The organism is Nocardia sp. NPDC059229 (assembly GCF_042754165.1).
Classification (GTDB): domain Bacteria; phylum Actinomycetota; class Actinomycetes; order Mycobacteriales; family Mycobacteriaceae; genus Nocardia.
This window is the reverse complement of record NZ_JBHZAK010000009.1, coordinates 104,458-122,195: the sequence shown is the minus strand read 5'-3', so window position 1 is coordinate 122,195 and position 17,738 is coordinate 104,458. Positions and strand designations below refer to the sequence as shown.

The window sequence follows — 17,738 nt, the reverse complement described above, 5'->3', positions numbered from 1 at the left end:
CGCAGCGAACCGGGCCGGGCGCGTCACTTCCGCGCACGGCGCTCCCGGCCCCGTTCACCCGGGCTGTACCCGAGAAAGACACCTGCACAATGACTTACGACGAGCTCGACCTGCCGATGCCCAGCACCATGCAGGACGAACCGCTGTCCCTGGCCACCCTGCTGCGCTATGCGAGCACGGTGCACGCCGACGCTACCGTCCGCACCTGGACCGGCACCGAATCCCGCGTCCTGACCTACCGCGAACTGGGGGAGCAGGCGGCCCGGCTGGCCCACGCCCTGACCGCGCTGGGCATCGGCCGCGGGGATCGCGTCGGCACCTTCATGTGGAACAACAACGAGCACCTCATCGCCTACTGCGCGGTGCCCGCCATGGGGGCGGTGCTGCACACCATCAACATCCGGTTGTTCCCCGAACAGATCACCTACGTGACCGATCACGCGGCGGACCGCGTCGTGATCGTCGACGCCTCCCTGATCCCGGTGTTCGCGCCGGTACTGCCGACCTTGCGCACCGTGCGCCACGTCATCGTCGCCAACGGTGACGCCGCGGCGCTGCCCGCACCCGAGGGCGTCACCGTCCACGAGTTCGACACCCTGCTCGCGCAGTATCCGGGCACCTTCGACTTCCCGGTCCTCGACGAGCGCTCGGCCGCCGCCATGTGCTACACCTCCGGCACCACCGGCGACCCGAAAGGTGTTGTCTACTCGCATCGTTCGAACTGGCTGCACTCCATGCAGGCCTGCACCACCGATGCCATGGGCGTGCGCGCCGGCGACCGGATGCTGGCCATCGTGCCCATGTTCCACGCCAATGCCTGGGGTCTGCCCTATGCCGCGCTCATGGCCGGGGCGTCGCTGGTGATGCCCGACCGCTTCCTGCAACCGGAGCCGCTGCTGGCGCTCATGGCCGCCGAGCAGCCGAGTTTCGCCGCGGCCGTGCCGACGGTGTGGAACGGTGTGCTGACCGCCGTCGACGCGAAGCCGCAGGACCTGACCCATCTGCGGGCGGTCGTGGTCGGCGGTGCCGCGGTGCCGCCGCAGCTGATGCGCGCCTTCGAGGAACGGCACGGCGTGCCCATCATCCAGGCGTGGGGGATGACCGAGACCTCCCCGCTGGGCGCGCTGGCCTGGCCGCCCGCGGGCCTCGACGGCGAGGCCGCCTTCGCCTACCGGATCACCCAGGGCCGCATCCCGGCCGCGGTTCAGGCGCGGCTCATCGGAGACGATGGCACCGAGCTGCCCCGCGACGGAAAAGCGGTGGGAGAGCTGGAGGTTCGCGGCCCCTGGGTCACCGCCTCCTACTACTCGCCGGATGCCGCGGGAATCGGCGCCGACGCCTTCCGCGACGGCTGGCTGCGCACGGGCGACGTCGGCACCATGAGTGCCGACGGCTACCTCACCCTGGTTGACCGGGCCAAGGACATCATCAAATCCGGCGGTGAGTGGATCTCCTCGGTCGATCTGGAGAACGCGCTCATGGCGCACCCCGACATCGCCGAGGCCGCCGTTTTCGGTGTGCCGGACGAGAAGTGGGACGAGCGTCCCGTCGTGGCCGCCGCACTGCGCGCCGGCGCCGAACCCGATGCCGGTGCGCTCCGCGCGTTCCTGTCCGGCAAGGTCGCGAAATGGCAACTCCCCGAACGCTGGACCTTCGTCTCCGAGGTGCCCAAGACCAGCGTCGGCAAGTTCGACAAGAAGGTGCTGCGCGCCCGTTACGCCGCCGGTGAACTCGCCATCGTCGTCCCCGACTGACCGCTGGTGAGGATTGTGCGCCGCCGCGGGAAATCCCCGCGGCGGCGCAACTGTCATTTCTCGAAGTAGCGGCGCGGGTTCCGCACCAGGATGGTGTCGATGTCGTCCTCGGTGAGGCCCTTGGCGAGGAGGGCGGGGAGGACATCCTCGCTGATGTGGCGGTAGTTCCACTTCGGGGCGATCTGGGCCTTGGCGGCCGGATCGAACCAGTCCATGAAACAGGCGGCGTCGTGGGCGATGACGATCTTGTCGCGGTACCCGCGGCGGACGAGTTCCACGATGGTGTTCACGCGGTCCTCGAACGGCAGCAGGACGTCGATGCCGAAGCGGTCCATGCCGAGATAGGAACCCGCATCGGCCAATTCGGCGAGGTAGTCCAGATCGGTGGAGTCACCGGAGTGGCCGATCACCACGCGGGTCAGGTCCGCGCCCTCCTCCCGCAGCACCCGCTGGGCCACCAGCCCGGACCGGGTGTGCGGGTTGGTGTGCACGGTGATCGGCACACCCGTCCGCACCGCCGCCTGACCGACCGCCCGCATCACCCGCTCCACACCCGGCGTCAGCCCGGGTTCCTCGATGGCGCACTTGAGGAATCCCGCGCGCACCCCGGTCCCGGCGATGCCCTCGGTGAGGTCCTTGACGAACAGCTCCACCATGGGCTCGGGCATGTCCATCATCAAACCCGGTCCGTTGTAATGGAATTGGAACGGCAGGTCGTTGTAGGTGTAGACGCCGGTGGCGACGACGATATTCAGCTCGGTGCGGGCCGCGATCTGCTGGATGCGGGGGATGTAGCGGCCCAGTCCCAGCACGGTCGGGTCCAGGATGGTGTCGATGCCCAGCGATTTCAGCTCGTCGAGCTGCTTCACGGCGTCGTCGACACGGGCCTGTTCATCCCAGTCGCCGTAGTTCTGCCGGTACTCCTCGCCGAGCACGAAGACGTGCTCGTGCACCAGCACCCGGCCCAGCTCGCTGGAATCGACGGTGCCGGTGACAGTGGGGACGATGCTCATCGGGATGCCTTGTCTGTGAACAGGTTCGGGTCGATGGCGCGCTTGAGGATCTTGCCCGTCGCGCCCTTGGGCAGCTGGTCGGTGAAGGCGAAGCGGTGCGGCACCTTGTAGGCGGACAGGCGCTCCTTGGCCCAGGCGCGCAGCTCCCCGGCATCGAGTTCGACGCCGGGCGCGGTGGCCACCACCGCGCCCACCTCCTCGCCGTAGTGGTCGTCGGGCAGGCCGATCACCGCCACCTCGACAATGCCGGGATGCTCGTAGAGCACCTCCTCGACCTCGCGCGGATACACGTTGTACCCGCCGCGAATGATGAGATCCTTTGCGCGGTCGACGATGTAGACGTAGCCGTCGGCGTCGACGCGGCCCAGATCACCGGTGCGCAGCCAGCCGCCGGACAGATCGGCCGCCGTCGCGTCGGGCCGCTGCCAGTACCCCTTCATCACGCTGGGCCCACGCATGAACAGCTCACCGACCGTATCGGCCGGCAGCACCGTGCCCTCCGGATCGCGCACCTCGATCGACGTGCCGGGCAGCGCGGTACCCACCGACCCGGTCCGCTGCTCGCGATCCAGCGGGTTGTAGGTCGCCGCCCCGCTGGACTCGGTGAGCCCGTAGCCCTCGAGAATGGTGCAGCCGAAACGTTCCGTGAAGGACCGGATCACCTCCGCGGGCAGCGACGCGCCACCCGAGCAGGCCAGCCGCAGGCTCGCGAAGTCCTCCGGACCGTAGTCACCGGCGCTGTGCAGCATGGCATTCCACATGGTCGGCACGCCCGCCACCACGGTGAGCCGGTGATCGCGGATCGTCTCGATCATCGCCCCGGGGACGAACGGGGACACCATGGAGAACGAACTGCCCGCGTGCAGGGTGGTGATCAGGCACACCGCCTGCCCGAACACGTGGAACAGCGGCAGCCCGGTGCCGAAGCGTTCCTCGGGTGTGAGCCGCAGCTGATCGATGAAAATGCGTGCGGTCTCGATCAGATTGGCGACGGTGAGCTCCACGCCCTTCGGTTTGCCCGTGGTGCCCGAGGTGTAGAGCAGGATCGCGGTGTCGTCGGGTGCGCGCCGGACCGGTTCGGCGGTCGGCTGGGCGGGGGAGGCGTGCGCACCGGGCTCGAGCACCTGCACCGGGATGCCGCGCTCGGCGGCGGCCTGCTCGGCCGCGGTGCGGGCCAGATGCCAGGCGATGGCATACCGGGCGCCGGAATCGTCGAGCACATAACCGATTTCGGGTGCGGTCGCCATGGTGTTCACCGGGATGGCGACGGCTCCGATCACTTGCGCGCCCAGGTAGGCGATCACGAACTCCGGCACGGTCGGCGCCACCAGCAACACGCGATCTCCCACCGCGACACCGGATTCGGTGAGCCGACCGCCGAAGGCCGCACTGCGGCGGGCCAGCTCGGCGTAGGAGAGGGTGCCGTCCAGGTGGCGCAGCGCGATGGCGTCGGGGCGTTCGGACGCGTGCTGCCAGATACGGTCGGCGACATTTGTCATGGAACATCCAGTTATGTAGAGGTCGAATGAGACGGGGTCGGAGTGAGCGGCGTCACGACCCTGTGCGCGACCATATCTGAATCCGGTGTCAACTTCAATGACGGTCGGCCGTCGTTCAGGTCGCGCGAGCGAGCAGGTCGAAGACGGCGGCGTGGGACGATATGTGCTGGTATACGCGGTGATACGGTGGCAATCGGCAGCCGTCCCTGCGACCGAGTGAGTGATCCGCCGTGACGTCCGAACCCATCGACCGCGAGGCTGCGCCTCGCCGGGTACCCCCACGCACCAAGCGCGGAGAGCGCACCCGTGCCGCCCTCGTCGCCGGGGCGCGCGAGGTGTTCGAACGCGACGGCTACCTCGACGCCAGAATCGCCGACATCTCCAAGGCCGCGGGCGCCGCCGCCGGCTCGTTCTACACCTACTTCGACAGCAAGGAAGAGATCTTCACCGCCGTCGTCGAGGAGGTGCAGGAGGAAATGCTGCACCCGCACGTGCGGGCCCGTACCGGCGTCACCGACCCGCGCGAGCTCGTCGAGGCTGCCAACCGGGAATACCTGCTGGCCTACAAGCGCAATGCGCGCCTGATGGGGGTGTTCGAAGAGGTCACCCAGATCAACGAGAACTTCCGCGCGCTGCGCCTGGAACGCAACCGTGCCTTCATCCAGCGCAATGCCAGGATGATCCGCGAACTGCAGGAATCCGGGCGGGCCAGCGCGGATCTCGATCCGCTGATCACCGCTCAGGCGCTGTCGGTGATGGTCAGCCGCATGGCCTACATGGTCTTCGTCCAGCACCAGCGCATCGCCTTCGAGAAGCTGGTCGGCACCCTGACCCAGCTGTGGGTCAATGCCCTGCAGGTGAAGTCCGAATAGCTAGCGGCCCGCCTGATTGGCTCGCGACCCCGCCCGATAGCTCGCGACCCCACGTGCGCGGATTGCGGCGGTAGCTGCCGCAAGGGTCCGGAAATCTGAATCCGGGTTCGAGTTCGTGTCGTTTTCTCCTGCATGACCTTGGCTTTCGAGCGCACTGTGTGCCGTATCACAGGAGCTGGACCCCCTCGGCGGTATTGACCGCGACGGGAGTTTGGCGCATGGTGGCGGAGGAAAATAAGCGCTTAGTAAGTTCCCTGCTAGGGGTCGGCCCCGGGTCGCGGCGCGAGACCGCCGTGGCCACGGGCGACCTGAAAGGACCTGTCCGTGAACAGATTCGAAGGCAAGACCGCCATTGTCACCGGCGCCAGCCGGGGTATCGGCCTCGGTATCGCGCAGCGCCTGGTGGACGAGGGCGCCAAGGTCGTGATCACCGCCCGCAAGCAGGAGGCGCTCGACGAGGCCGTCGCGGCGCTGGGCGGGCCGTCGAAGGCGCTGGCCGTGGCGGGGCGCGCCGACGATGCCGCGCATCAGGCCGAGACCCTCGAGCGGGCAGTCGAGACCTTCGGAAGTGCCGACCTGCTGGTGAACAACACCGGGATCAATCCGGTGTTCGGGCCGATGGTGGAGCTCGATCTCGACGCGGCCCGAAAGATCGTGGAGGTCAACTGCCTTGCGGCCCTGTCGTGGGTGCAGCACGCCTACCGGGCGTGGATGAAGGACCATGGCGGCGCGGTCGTGAACGTCTCCTCGGTCGCCGGGCTCAAGCCCGCGCCCGGCATCGGTTTCTACGGCTCCAGCAAGGCGATGCTGACCCACATCACCCAGGAGCTCGCGGTCGAACTCGGCCCGGACATCCGCGTCAACGCCGTCGCGCCGGCGGTGGTGAAAACGAAGTTCGCCACCGCGCTCTACGAGGGCCGCGAGGAGCAGATCGCCGCCGCCTACCCGCTCAAGCGGCTGGGCATGCCCGAGGACATCGGCAGCGTGGTCGCCTTCCTGCTCTCCGCGGACGCGGCCTGGCTCACCGGCCAGCTGCTCGTGGTGGACGGCGGCCTCACGCTGACCGGGGGCGTCTAGAGTGGCGGACATGCGGGCCTGGCGGGTCCACGAACTGGGCGAGCCTGCGCAGGTGATGCGGCTCGACACCGTGGAGCGCCCCGAACCCGGCCCACGTCAGGTGGTCGTGCGGGTCACCGGCGCGGCGGCGAACTTTCCCGACGTGCTCATGTGCCGCGGCCTGTACCAGGTGAAGCCGCCACTGCCGTTCACGCCCGGCGTCGAGCTGTGCGGGGAGGTCGTGGCCACGGGCGCCGAGGTCACCGGGATCGCGGTCGGTGATCACGTGCTCGGCGGCAGCTCGCTGCCGTACGGCGGTTTCGCCGAGTACGCGGTCCTGGAGGCGGCCCAGACCTTCACCGCGCCAACCGCTTTGGACGATGCGGAGGCCGCCTCCCTGTTCATCGGTTACCAGACGGGATGGTTCGGACTGCATCGCCGTGCCGCGCTACAGGCGGGGGAGACCCTGCTGGTACACGCGGCCGCGGGCGGGGTCGGCAGTGCCGCCGTCCAGCTCGGCAAGGCGGCCGGGGCCCGCGTCATCGGCGTGGTGGGCGGGCCCGAGAAGGCCGAGTACGCCCGCGCGCTCGGCGCCGACATCGTGATCGACCGCAGGAGTGAGGATTTCGTCGAGGTCGTCAAGCGGGTCACGGACAATCGCGGCGCCGACGTCGTCTACGACCCGGTCGGCGGCGACACCTACACCCGCTCGACCAAGTGCATCGCCTTCGAGGGCCGCATCCTGGTCGTCGGCTTCGCGGGCGGCGACATCCAGAGCGCCGCACTGAATCACGCACTGGTCAAGAACTATTCGATCGTCGGCCTGCACTGGGGGCTCTACAACGCCTACGACCCGGCCGCGGTCGCCGACTGCCACCGCGAGCTGACCCGGCTGGCCACCGCGGGCGCGATCCGTCCCCTGGTCAGCGAACGACTCGACTTGGCGGACATCGCCGATGGCGTCCAGCGCCTTGCCGACGGCAAGACCGTCGGGCGCGTGGTCTGCACGCCCTCGGCCTGATCGACACCGACCTGATCGCACCACAGAGGAGAACATCGTGAGCACGCAGACACCGCGGGTAGCGGTCGTGACCGGCGCGGCCCGGGGCATCGGCGCCGCGATCGCACGGCGACTGGCGGACGACGGAATGGCCGTCGCCGTCCTGGATCTCGACGAGCAGGCCTGCAAACCGGTCGTCGCGGAGATCGAGGCGGTCGGGGGCCGCGCCCTCGCCGTCGGCGCGGACGTGTCCGACGAGCAGGCCGTGACCGCGGCCGTGGACCGGGTGGCCGCCGAATTGGGCGCGCCCACCGTGCTGGTCAACAATGCGGGCATCCTGCGCGACAACCTGCTGTTCAAAATGAGCGTCGCCGATTGGGACGCGGTCATGGGCGTGCACCTGCGCGGCGCGTTCCTGTGCACGCGGGCGGTCCAGCGCCACATGATCGAGCAGGGCTTCGGCCGCATCGTCAGCCTGTCCAGCACCTCGGCGCTGGGCAATCGCGGCCAGGCCAACTACTCGGCCGCCAAGGCCGGATTGCAGGGCTTCACCAAGACCCTCGCCTTCGAGCTCGGCAAGTTCGGCGTCACCGCCAATGCCGTCGCACCGGGCTTCATCGAAACCGAGATGACCCAGGCCACCGCCGAGCGCATGGGCGTCTCGTTCGACGACTTCCGGCAGGCGCTCATCTCCACCATCCCGGTGGCCCGCTCCGGCAAGCCCGAGGACATCGCGCACACGGTGTCGTTCCTGGCGAGCGAGGGCGCGGGATTCGTGTCGGGACAGGTCATCTACGTGGCTGGCGGGCCGAAGAACTAGCCGCGCAACGGAATCGAACGGAAGGACGCGAACAATGCGGGTATTCCAGGGGCTGCCCGAACTGGAGAAGGCAGTCGGCACCCATCTCGGCTACAGCGACTGGCACACCGTGACCCAGGAGCAGATCGACCGGTTCGCCGACGCGACCGGCGATCACCAGTGGATCCATATCGATCCGGAACGGGCCGCCGCCGGTCCGTTCGGGACGACCATCGCCCACGGCTTCCTCACCCTGTCGCTGCTGCCCATGCTCACCGCGAGCGTCTACACCGTCGAGGGGCTGTCGATGGGAGTCAACTACGGGGCCAACAAGGTTCGCTTCCCGTCCCCGGTCCCGGTGGGCTCGCGGCTGCGCGCCGGGGTGGAACTGGTGTCGCTGACGCCGGCGAGCATGGGGTTCCAGGCGGTCAGCCGGGTCACCGTGGAGATCGACGGCGCGGCCAAGCCGGCCTGCGTCGCCGAAGCCGTCTCCCTGCTGGTGCCCTGAGACGAAGGAGCAGGACCTATGAGCGATACGGTTCGCGACGACCTGCGCCGGCGGGTGGAATCCCTGCTGGCAGAGCATGATCCGGCCACCACCGACCCGGTGACCTTCCACCGCGCCCGCTTCGACGCCGGACTGGCCTGGGTGTACTTCCCCGTCGGGCTGGGCGGCCGCGGCGCCGACCGCGACCTCCAGCTGTTCGTCGACGAGCTGTTCGAACAGGCGGGAGCTCCGGGTCATCAGGCCGAACTCAACGGCATCGGCCTCGGGATGGCGGCGCCCACCATCGCCATCCACGGCACCCCGGAACAGCGGCAGCGCTACCTCCGTCCACTGTGGACCGGCGAGGAGATCTGGTGCCAGCTGTTCAGTGAGCCGGGCGCCGGATCGGACCTGGCGGCGGTCGGCACCCGGGCCGTCCGCGACGGTGAGGACTGGATCGTCAACGGGCAGAAGGTGTGGACGTCGGTGGCCCACAAAGCCGATCTGGCGATCCTGCTCGCGCGCACCGACCCGGACCGCCCCAAGCACGCGGGCCTGTCCTTCTTCATCTGCGATATGCGCCATCCCGGCGTCGAGGTGCGGCCGCTGCGCCAGATCACCGGCGAGGCCGAGTTCAACGAGGTCTTCCTCACCGACGTCCGCATCCCCGACGCCCAGCGCCTCGGCGGGGTGGGGGAGGGCTGGCGCGTCGCCACCACCACCCTCAACAACGAGCGGGCGGCCATTGGCGGGCGCGCGGTGCCGCGGGAGAGCGGTGTGCTCGCCGCGGTCACCCGCACCTGGCGGGAGAATCCGGACAGGCACACGCCGGAACTGCACGACCGGCTGCTGCGGCTGTGGGTCGAGGCCGAAACCGGGCGGCTGGCCGCCGCCCGCATGCGGCAGCGGACCTCCGCCGGTCAGCCGGGGCCCGAAAGTTCCGCGCTCAAACTGGCATTCGCGCGGTCCAACCAGCAGCTGACCGGTCTCGAACTGGAGATCCTCGGCGAGGACGGTCTGCGCTACGACGACTGGACCATGGTGCGGCCCGACCGCGTCGACTTCGCCGGCCGCGGGCCCGGCTACCGCTACCTGCGCGCCAAGGGCAATTCGATCGAGGGCGGCACGTCCGAGATTCTGCGCAATATCGTCGCCGAACGGGTCCTCGGCCTGCCCGCCGAGGCGCGCGGGGACAAGGACACCGCCTGGAAGGACCTGGCCCGATGAGCGACGACATCCTGCTGCTCGATACCGACACCGAGGCGGCGCTGCGGCACGCGGTGCGCGATCTGCTTGCGGCCCAATGTGATCCGGCAGCGGTTGCGCGGGCCTATGCGGGCGATCGGGCGCTGACACCGGGATTGTGGAAAGCGCTGGCGCGGGACCTGGGGCTGGCCGGACTGCTCGTCCCCGAGGAGCGTGGCGGCGCGGGCGGCTCCGCTCGCGACGCGGCGGTGGTGCTGGAGGAACTGGGGCGGTCCGTCGCGCCCGTCCCGTTTCTCACCAGCAGCGTCATCGCCGCCACCGTGCTGCTCGCCGGTGATTCCGACCTGGTCGGGCAGCTCGCCGACGGTGCGGTGACGGTCGCGCTGCTCGCGCCCTTCACCGCCGCCTCGCCGGACGCGGTCCCGTCCTTCCGGAAGGATGCCGGCGGCCGCCTCTCCGGCAGCGTGACCAGCGTCGCGGGCGTCCTGGACGCCGATGTGCTGCTGGCCGCGGTCGACACCGCCTCCGGCACCGAGATTCATGCCGTGCCGGTGGCTGCGGCGACGGTGACGCCGGTGGTCTCGCTCGATATGACCCGGCCGCTGGCCGATGTCGTGGTCGACGCCGCGCCCGGGCACCTCGTGGTCCCGGCCGAGGCGGGAGCGGCCGCGCTGCGGACTGCGCTGGAGACCGGCGCGGCGCTGCTGGCCTCGGAGCAGGCGGGTATCGCGGCGTGGTGCCTCGAGGCGACCGTCGGCTATCTGAAGATGCGCCGCCAATTCGGCCGCGTGGTCGGCGGATTCCAGGCGCTCAAACACCGTCTCGCCGACCTGTTCGTGGAGGTCGAGGCGGCGGCCGCCAGTGCCCGCTACGCGGCGGGCGCGATCGCTGCGGGCGATCCCGACGCGGCCGTGGGCACCGCGGTCGCCGCTGCCTACTGCGCGGACGTCGCGGTGACATCCGCCGAAGAAGCGCTCCAATTACACGGCGGCATCGGCATGACGTGGGAGTATCCGGTGCATCTGTATCTCAAGCGCGCCAAGGCCGATCAGCTCGGGCTCGGCAGTCCCGGCCGGCACCGCGCGGTGCTGGCCGAACTGGCCGACCTCGGCTCGGCCGCCGGAAAACGAAGTTGAATCCGGGTTCAAGTATAGTTTCGCCTGCGCGGCACAGACTATTTCGAGGAGTGAGCATGTTCGACATGACCGATCGGGCCCAGCGCTACCGGGACGATCTACTCGCCTTCATGGACGAGCACGTCTACCCGGCCGAGGCGGTGTACGAGGAGCAGATGGCGGAGTCCGGGGACCCGCACTTCCAGCCGCCGATCGTCGAGGAGCTCAAGACCGAGGCCAGGAAGCGGGGGCTGTGGAACCTCTTCCACCCGCATCCGGAGTGGGGCCCGGGCCTGACCAACCTGGAGTACGCGCCGCTGGCCGAAATCATGGGCCGCAGTGCGCATCTCGCGCCGGAGGCCACCAACTGTGCCGCCCCCGACACCGGGAACATGGAGGTGCTCACCCTCTTCGGCACACCCGAGCACAAGGAGCAGTGGCTGCGCCCGCTGCTGGACGGTGAGATCCGGTCCGCGTTCGCCATGACCGAGCCCGCGGTCGCGAGCTCCGACGCCACCAATATCCAGCTGCGCATGGACCGCGACGGCGACGACTACGTGCTCAACGGCCGGAAGTGGTGGACCTCCAACGCCTTGCACAAGAACTGCAAGGTCCTCATCGTCATGGGCAAGACCGATACCGGCGCGGCCACGCACCGCCAGCAGTCGATGATGGTGGTCCCGATCGATGCACCGGGTGTGACCGTGCAGCGCGGCCTGCCGGTCTTCGGTTACCAGGACCGCGAGGGGCACGCCGAGGTGCTGTTCGAGAACGTGCGGGTGCCGAGGACCGCGCTGCTCGCCGGTGAGGGCGACGGGTTCATGATCAGCCAGGCCCGCCTGGGTCCGGGCCGCATCCACCACTGCATGCGCGCCATCGGCATGGCCGAGCGGGCCCTCGATCTGATGATCGACCGTGCGCAGTCGCGCGTGACCTTCGGTGAGCCGGTGGCGAATCGGGCCAATATCCAGGACTGGATCGCCGAGTCCCGCATCGAGATCGATATGGCCCGCCTGCTGACGCTCAAGGCCGCGCACCTGATGGACACCGTCGGCAACAAGGCCGCGCGCACCGAGATCGCGGCGATCAAGGTGGCAGCGCCGAATGTCGCGCTGAAGGTCGTGGACCGCGCCATCCAGGTGCACGGCGGCGGTGGCGTCTCCGACGACTTCCCGCTCGCCAGCATGTACGCCCACCTGCGCACCCTGCGCCTGGCCGATGGACCGGACGAGGTGCACAAGCGTTCCATCGCGCAGTGGGAACTGCGCCGCCGCGACCCCGATTGGGGCAAACGCGGCTAACCGCAACGAGTTTCGACACCATCCATTCTCCGAGGAGGATCCCATGGCCGATCCCTGCGTCGTCGTCGCGACCATGATCGCCAAGCCCGGCCAGGAAGACCTGGTCGAGAAGACCCTGCGCGCGGCCGCTCCGGCCGTGCACGCCGAGCCCGGCTGCCTGCGCTACGCGCTGCACCGGCATGCCAAGAACCCCGGGCAGTTCGTCATGATCGAGAAGTGGGCGTCCCGGGACGCGCTGCGCGAACACGGCCAGGGCGCGGCTCTGCGTGAAGTCGGCACGGCCCTGGCCAACGCCCTCGCGGCACCGCCGGACGTGCAGGTCTTCGAACCGCTGCCCGCCGGCGACCCCGACCAGGGCGCGATCTGAGGAGACCCCCATGACGAAGACACAGCAGGTACGGCTGGCCCAGCGTCCCACCGGACTGCCCGGCGTCGGCACCTGGAAGGTGACCACCGAGGATCTGCCCCCGCTCGGCGCGGGGCAGATCCTGGTGAAGATCGACTTCATCTCGCTGGATCCGGCCATGCGCGGCTGGCTCAACGACGTGCGCTCCTACCTCCCGCCGGTCGGGCTGGACGAAGTGATGCGGTCGCTGGACATCGCGACCGTCGTCGAATCCACCCACCCCGATTTCGCCGTCGGCGACACCGTGAGCGGCACCTTCGGGGTGACCGAGTACGCGATCAGCGACGGCCGCGGCGTGCAGCACGTCGACCTGGGCGTCGCGCCGGGGCCGACCTGGCTGGGCGCGCTCGGAATGCCCGGCATGACAGCGTATTTCGGGCTCCTGGAGGTCGGGAAGCTGAAAGCCGGTGAGACCGTGGTGGTCTCGGCGGCGGCGGGCGCGGTCGGCAGCGTGGTCGGCCAGATCGCGAAGGCCAAGGGCGCCACCGTCATCGGGATCGCCGGCGGGGCGGAGAAGTGCCGGCTGCTCACCGAGGAGCTCGGTTTCGACGCCGCGATCGACTACCGCGGTGAGGACGTGCTGCAGCGGCTGCGGGAGCTCGCGCCGAAGGGCATCGACATCTACTTCGACAATGTCGGCGGTGAGATTCTCGATGCGGCGCTGGCCAATCTGCGCCGTGGGGCCCGCATCGTGCTGTGCGGGGCGATCGCGGCCTACAACGACGACCAGCTGCGGCCCGGGCCGTCGCGCTACATGTCGCTGCTGGTGTTCCGGGCGTCCATGACCGGCTTCGTGGTCTTCGACTACGCCGACCGCTACGGCGAGGCGGTGGCGGACATCGCGAAGTGGCTGACCGAGGGCAGGATCAAGAGCCGGGAGCATGTCGTGAAGGGTGGGGTGGAGCATTTCGGTGAGACGCTGAATCTGCTGTTCACCGGCGGCAACACCGGAAAACTGGTGCTCGCGCTCTGATGTAAGACTGTCCAGGTGACCGAATCAGAGGATCGCTCGCGCGCGGACGAGACGCGGGCCCGACTACTGGACGCCGCGGTCGCCGCTTTCGCCGAGCGCGGCTTCCACGGCGCCACCACGCGCGACATCACCTCGATCGCGGGACTGAGCACGGCGGCCATCTATGTCCACCACCGCTCCAAGGAAGAGCTGCTCTACCAGGTTTCGCACACCGGGCACCTGGACACGCTCGAGCGGATGCGGGAGGCGGTGGCCGCCTCGGACGACCCGGTCGAGCAGTTGGTCGCGGTCATTCGGCAATTCGCGATTCACCACGCCCGCGCGCACACCGTCGCCCGGGTCATCAACTACGAACTCGCCGCGTTGAGCCCCGAGCATCAGCGCGAGATCAAAGAGATTCGCCACGTCATCGACACCGAGATGCGGCAGTTGATCGAGCGCGGGGTCGACGCGGGCGTGTTCGACAACCCGAATCCGCGCATGGCGGCGGTGGCGCTGCTCTCGCTGGGCATCGACCTCGCACGCTGGTACCGGGAGGGCGGGCCGCTGTCGCCCGAGGAGATCGGCGACTACTACGTGGATCTGGCCCTGCGGATCGTCGGCGCACGCAAATAGCCTGCGCCACATGGTATTTTCTGCTCTTCCGGCCTGTGTCTCTTCGGCATTGGTGAACGCCGCCACCCGGTATCCGGCGAACGGTGACCTGCCGTCGGCATCGGCGGTGGCCAGCAGTGCGGCGGGTGCGTGGCACACCACGCCCAGCGGTTTGCCCGAGGCCAGCGCGGCGGTGAGCAGGCGACCGGAGTCGGCGTTCACCGCGAGGTCCTCCATCGGGCCGTGGCCGCCGGGGTAGAAGACGGCGTCGTACTCGTCGAGCCGGACGTCCGTCAGGTGGCTCGGCTTCTGCAGTTCGATTGCGCTGTCCAGGATTTCGGTGATGCGTTGCGCTCCCTCGGGGCCGCCATTGGCCTCCGGGGTCAGGCTGGCGCGATCCACCGTGGGCACCACGCCGCCCGGGGTCGCCACCACGATCTCGTGGCCGGCCGCGGTGAACGCCTCGTAGGGTGCGGCGAATTCCTCGGCCCAGAAGCCGGTCGGGTGCTCGGTGCCGTCGGCGAGCGTCCAGTGGTCGACGCCGGTCATGACGAACAGGATCTGTGCCATCGGATCGTTCCTCCGTCTCGCGGTCGATTCGGCGACGGACCGACGTCTCGTAGGGTTCGTCAGCTCGTCCCGGCGACCACGTTAGGAAGCTGTTGTATCCGACTGCCAATAGATCGGCCTATGTCAGCTATAGGTTCTCCGATACTCGGCAGAATTCTCCGATACTCAGCGGCCGTGGGAGCGTTCGCCTCGCAGGGTGGTGACGATGCTGGTCACCGTGGCGACCGGCTTGCCGTCCGCGCGGGTGATATCGCACTGGTAGTGGGTGATGGTGCGGCCGGAGTGGGTGGGGAAAGCGGTGGCGCGCAGCGTGTCCTGCCATACCGGGCGGAGGAAGACCGCGCGGAGATCGATGCTGGTGAACGTTTCGCCGGGACCCACGACGGTGGAATAGGCGGTGCCGATGGCGGCATCGGCCAGTTCGGTGAGCAGGCCGCCGTGGACGGTGCCCTGCTGGTTGCCGTGCCGGGCGGGATCGGTGTCCATCTCGACGGTGGCGCGGCCGGGGTCGATGGCCACCAGCCGGATGCCCAGGGTGCGGGAAATGGCGGTGGGGTAATGGAATTGGCAGGTCAGGCCGTCGGTCCCGGTGCCGTCGAGCTGTGCGCGCAGGTAGTCCAGGACGGGCACTTCGGTGGTCGCGATCGTCATGGGAACGGACGGTAGGACGCCGGGTCAGGACGATCAAGAAATTGTCCTAGGTACAGTCGGATGATGCGGACCTACACCGATGTCGCCACCGCCCTCGCCGGGCAGATCCGGGACGGGCGCTGGGCGCCGGGACAGCGCCTGCCCACGCATCGGCAGCTGGCCGCCGAGCACGGTATCGCGGTGGCCACCGCGACCCGGGTGTTCGCGGAACTGAAGCGGGCGGGGCTGGTGGTCGGCGAACCGGGGCGGGGGAGCTTCGTGCGGGATCGGTCGGTGCGGCTGGCCGCGGCCGCGTACGGGCCGGGCGCGGAGACGGTGTGGGCGGATCTGGCCTTCACCCAGCCGCTGTCGTCGCGTCGAGAGGAATTGCTGCGCACGGGTTTACGCGACCTGGCGGCCTCCGGCGATCTCGACGCCCTGCTGCGGCAACAGCCGCCGGGCGGGCGGCCGCACGATCGCGCGACGATCGCCGGGTTCGTCGGGCGGCGGGGGATCGAGGTCGATCCGGCGCGGGTGGTGGTGACCGCCGGCGCGCAGCACGGGCTGGATCTGATTGTGCGAGCGATGTTCTCGCCCGGCGACGTGATCGCCGTGGACGAGCTCACCTATCCCGGATTCAAGCTGCTGGCCCAGGCGCACGGGCTCACACTCGCACCGGTTCCGGCGGCCGGGAACGGCCCGGATCCCGACGCCCTGGCGCGGTTGTGTGCGAAAAGGCCGGTGCGCGCGGTCTATACGATGCCGACCCTGCACAATCCGCTCGGCTGGGTGATCGACAGCGACCGGCGGCGAGCGCTCGTTTCCGTTGCGCGCCAGCACGATCTGTTCCTGATCGAGGACGCCGCCTACGCCTTTCTCGCCGATCCGGCCCCGCCGCCGCTGGCGGCGATCGCCCCGGAGCGCACCTTCTGGGTGTCGAGCCTGTCCAAGAGCGTCGCGGCCGGACTGCGTTTCGGCATGCTGGTCCACCCGTCCGTGGCCGCGCCCGCCCTGGCCCGCACCCTGCGCGCCACCATGGCCGGTCCGCCCGGGCTGACCAGCGCCCTGGCCACCCGCTGGCTCGCCGACGGCACCGTCGACGCTCTCGAACAGGCGAGTCGCGTTGCCGCGCAGGAGCATCAGCGCATCCTGCACCGGGAGCTCGGCGATCGGAATCCGATCGCCCACCCGCGCTCGTTCTTCGCGTGGCTGCCCATCGATCCGGACCAGCGCATGGACCGGATCGCCGCCGAACTGTCCCGGCGCGGCATTCGCGTCTGCACCGCCGAGGCGTTCGCCACCACCGCGCACGTGCCGCACGGGCTGCGCATCGCACTGGGATCGCCTGCCCCGGAAGAACTTCCGCTGGTGCTCGCGGAAATGCGCGCGGCCCTGGACAGCGTGCCGCTGTGACACCAGGACCGCGCGAGATCCGGGCCGAGCCGGGTCAGGGCCGGGTGACCGTGACCAGGTTGATCAGCGACTGCTGTCGCGGATTGTCGGGCGGAGTGCCGCCGAGGTCGTGAATGTAGTCGGTGAGATTGACGCGCTGACCGGTCCAGCCGCGTCCGGTGAACCATTCGGTGGCGTCGCTGCGGGGCTCGTTGTAGATCATGTCCACCCAGTCCGAGCCGGTCTCGCCCTCCCCGGTCATCTCGGCGACCGACTCCGCGGGCAGCGGATCCATCTGCTCGATGGCGACCCTGCTGCCGTGCGCGCTGAGCCCCACGATGGCGTCGAAGAGCTGGTCCTGCGCAGCCGGCGTCAGATAGATCAGCAGGCCCTCCACCAGCCACGCGGTCGGCGCGGCGGGATCGAATCCGCTGTCGCGCAGGGCCTTCGGCCAGTCTTCGCGCAGATCGACCGCCACCTCGCGCCGCTCGGCGCGGGGCCGGTGCCCGGCCGCGGCGAGCGTGTCCCGTTTGAAGTCGAGCACCTGCGGGCGGTCGAGCTCGTAGATCACGGTGCCGTCCGGCCACGCCAGCCGGTAGGCACGCGAGTCCAGGCCGGCCGCCAGAATCACCACCTGACGCACCCCCGCGTACGAGGCGGCGGCCATGTAATCGTCGAAATATCGGGTGCGAGAGATCTGATGCTGCTGGAACTGCACCCCGAACTCGGGTGCCAGCAGCGGGTGTTCGGGCAGCCGGCCCGCCAGCAGCTCGGCCCATTCCCCGCCCGCGGCCCGCACGAACAGCTCGGCGAACTCATCGTGCGCCGGCGCATCGATCGCGCGGCCACCCAGCACCCGGGCGGCCGCCACGAACAATGCCGTGGATCCAACACTGGTCTTGATATCCCAGGAATCACCTTCGGTGCGCATATCCGCCAACGTACTCACGCGGGCGCACAAGGTCATTCCGCCGCGCGAAGTCAGCCGGAATCCACCACGGATCCATCATCTGGCTGCAATTCACATCCTCGAATGTCCGGTCTGCGATCGATCTGATCATTCTGATCGGC

The 17,738-nt window shown here is 69.3% G+C and carries 17 protein-coding genes and 1 pseudogene; 13 read left to right on the top strand and 5 right to left on the bottom strand.

Annotated features, from left to right (window positions below; translation table 11 throughout):
* Nucleotides 1-116 precede the first annotated feature (116 nt).
* Entirely contained in the window at nt 117-1,754 is a 1,638-nt protein-coding gene (locus tag ACFXHE_RS21705) for a long-chain fatty acid--CoA ligase (RefSeq protein ID WP_379385911.1), read from the top strand.
* Between the two features lie 53 nt (nt 1,755-1,807).
* Here ACFXHE_RS21705 and ACFXHE_RS21700 read toward each other — a convergent pair whose 3' ends face one another.
* Together ACFXHE_RS21700 and ACFXHE_RS21695 are read right to left on the bottom strand one after the other, a co-directional pair.
* On the bottom strand, nt 1,808-2,767 hold the full coding sequence (locus ACFXHE_RS21700) for a phosphotriesterase (protein WP_379385620.1): 960 nt from the start codon (nt 2,765-2,767) through the stop codon (nt 1,808-1,810).
* On the bottom strand, nt 2,764-4,266 hold the full coding sequence (locus tag ACFXHE_RS21695) for a long-chain fatty acid--CoA ligase (RefSeq protein ID WP_379385618.1): 1,503 nt from the start codon (nt 4,264-4,266) through the stop codon (nt 2,764-2,766). Before ACFXHE_RS21695 ends, ACFXHE_RS21700 begins: the two co-directional genes overlap by 4 nt.
* A gap of 230 nt (nt 4,267-4,496) precedes the next feature.
* On the opposite strand from ACFXHE_RS21695, the gene ACFXHE_RS21690 reads away from it, so the two are divergent.
* The 11 genes from ACFXHE_RS21690 (at nt 4,497) to ACFXHE_RS21640 (ending at nt 14,096) form a co-directional block, all read left to right on the top strand.
* Entirely contained in the window at nt 4,497-5,138 is a 642-nt protein-coding gene (locus tag ACFXHE_RS21690) for a TetR/AcrR family transcriptional regulator (protein WP_379385617.1), read from the top strand.
* Between the two features lie 324 nt (nt 5,139-5,462).
* Nucleotides 5,463-6,215, top strand: a complete 753-nt coding sequence (locus ACFXHE_RS21685; RefSeq protein WP_379385615.1) for an SDR family oxidoreductase — start codon at nt 5,463-5,465, stop codon at nt 6,213-6,215.
* A gap of 10 nt (nt 6,216-6,225) precedes the next feature.
* Nucleotides 6,226-7,215, top strand: a complete 990-nt coding sequence (locus ACFXHE_RS21680) for an NADPH:quinone oxidoreductase family protein (RefSeq protein WP_379385613.1) — start codon at nt 6,226-6,228, stop codon at nt 7,213-7,215.
* A 37-nt stretch (nt 7,216-7,252) separates the two neighbouring features.
* Nucleotides 7,253-8,014: a 3-oxoacyl-ACP reductase FabG gene (gene fabG / locus ACFXHE_RS21675; protein ID WP_379385612.1), complete on the top strand. Its 762-nt coding sequence runs from the start codon at nt 7,253-7,255 to the stop codon at nt 8,012-8,014.
* A gap of 34 nt (nt 8,015-8,048) precedes the next feature.
* Nucleotides 8,049-8,501, top strand: a complete 453-nt coding sequence (locus ACFXHE_RS21670; RefSeq protein ID WP_379385610.1) for a MaoC family dehydratase — start codon at nt 8,049-8,051, stop codon at nt 8,499-8,501.
* An 18-nt stretch (nt 8,502-8,519) separates the two neighbouring features.
* Nucleotides 8,520-9,707: an acyl-CoA dehydrogenase family protein gene (locus ACFXHE_RS21665; RefSeq protein WP_379385609.1), complete on the top strand. Its 1,188-nt coding sequence runs from the start codon at nt 8,520-8,522 to the stop codon at nt 9,705-9,707.
* Nucleotides 9,704-10,822: an acyl-CoA dehydrogenase family protein gene (locus ACFXHE_RS21660; RefSeq protein ID WP_379385607.1), complete on the top strand. Its 1,119-nt coding sequence runs from the start codon at nt 9,704-9,706 to the stop codon at nt 10,820-10,822. The genes ACFXHE_RS21665 and ACFXHE_RS21660 overlap by 4 nt, the downstream gene beginning before the upstream one ends.
* 50 nt (nt 10,823-10,872) lie before the next feature.
* A complete protein-coding gene (locus tag ACFXHE_RS21655; protein WP_379385606.1) occupies nt 10,873-12,102 on the top strand; it encodes an acyl-CoA dehydrogenase family protein in 1,230 nt (409 codons plus the stop codon).
* A 43-nt stretch (nt 12,103-12,145) separates the two neighbouring features.
* Nucleotides 12,146-12,469 (top strand): putative quinol monooxygenase, encoded by a 324-nt coding sequence (locus tag ACFXHE_RS21650; protein WP_379385604.1) that lies wholly within the window; start codon nt 12,146-12,148, stop codon nt 12,467-12,469.
* A gap of 10 nt (nt 12,470-12,479) precedes the next feature.
* Complete coding sequence (locus ACFXHE_RS21645; RefSeq protein ID WP_379385602.1) at nt 12,480-13,481, top strand: NADP-dependent oxidoreductase; 1,002 nt, start codon at nt 12,480-12,482, stop codon at nt 13,479-13,481.
* A 15-nt stretch (nt 13,482-13,496) separates the two neighbouring features.
* Nucleotides 13,497-14,096, top strand: a complete 600-nt coding sequence (locus tag ACFXHE_RS21640) for a TetR family transcriptional regulator (RefSeq protein ID WP_379385909.1) — start codon at nt 13,497-13,499, stop codon at nt 14,094-14,096.
* Nucleotides 14,097-14,192: 96 nt separating this feature from the next.
* Here ACFXHE_RS21640 and ACFXHE_RS21635 read toward each other — a convergent pair.
* Nucleotides 14,193-14,624: pseudogene (locus ACFXHE_RS21635) on the bottom strand (DJ-1/PfpI family protein); the annotation flags it as partial.
* Between the two features lie 186 nt (nt 14,625-14,810).
* Nucleotides 14,811-15,296: a PaaI family thioesterase gene (locus ACFXHE_RS21630; RefSeq protein ID WP_379385600.1), complete on the bottom strand. Its 486-nt coding sequence runs from the start codon at nt 15,294-15,296 to the stop codon at nt 14,811-14,813.
* Nucleotides 15,297-15,359: 63 nt separating this feature from the next.
* Here ACFXHE_RS21630 and ACFXHE_RS21625 point away from each other — a divergent pair, with 63 nt between their 5' ends.
* Entirely contained in the window at nt 15,360-16,688 is a 1,329-nt protein-coding gene (locus ACFXHE_RS21625; protein ID WP_379385598.1) for a PLP-dependent aminotransferase family protein, read from the top strand.
* A gap of 34 nt (nt 16,689-16,722) precedes the next feature.
* Here ACFXHE_RS21625 and ACFXHE_RS21620 read toward each other — a convergent pair whose 3' ends face one another.
* On the bottom strand, nt 16,723-17,598 hold the full coding sequence (locus ACFXHE_RS21620; RefSeq protein WP_379385597.1) for an SAM-dependent methyltransferase: 876 nt from the start codon (nt 17,596-17,598) through the stop codon (nt 16,723-16,725).
* Nucleotides 17,599-17,738 lie beyond the last annotated feature (140 nt).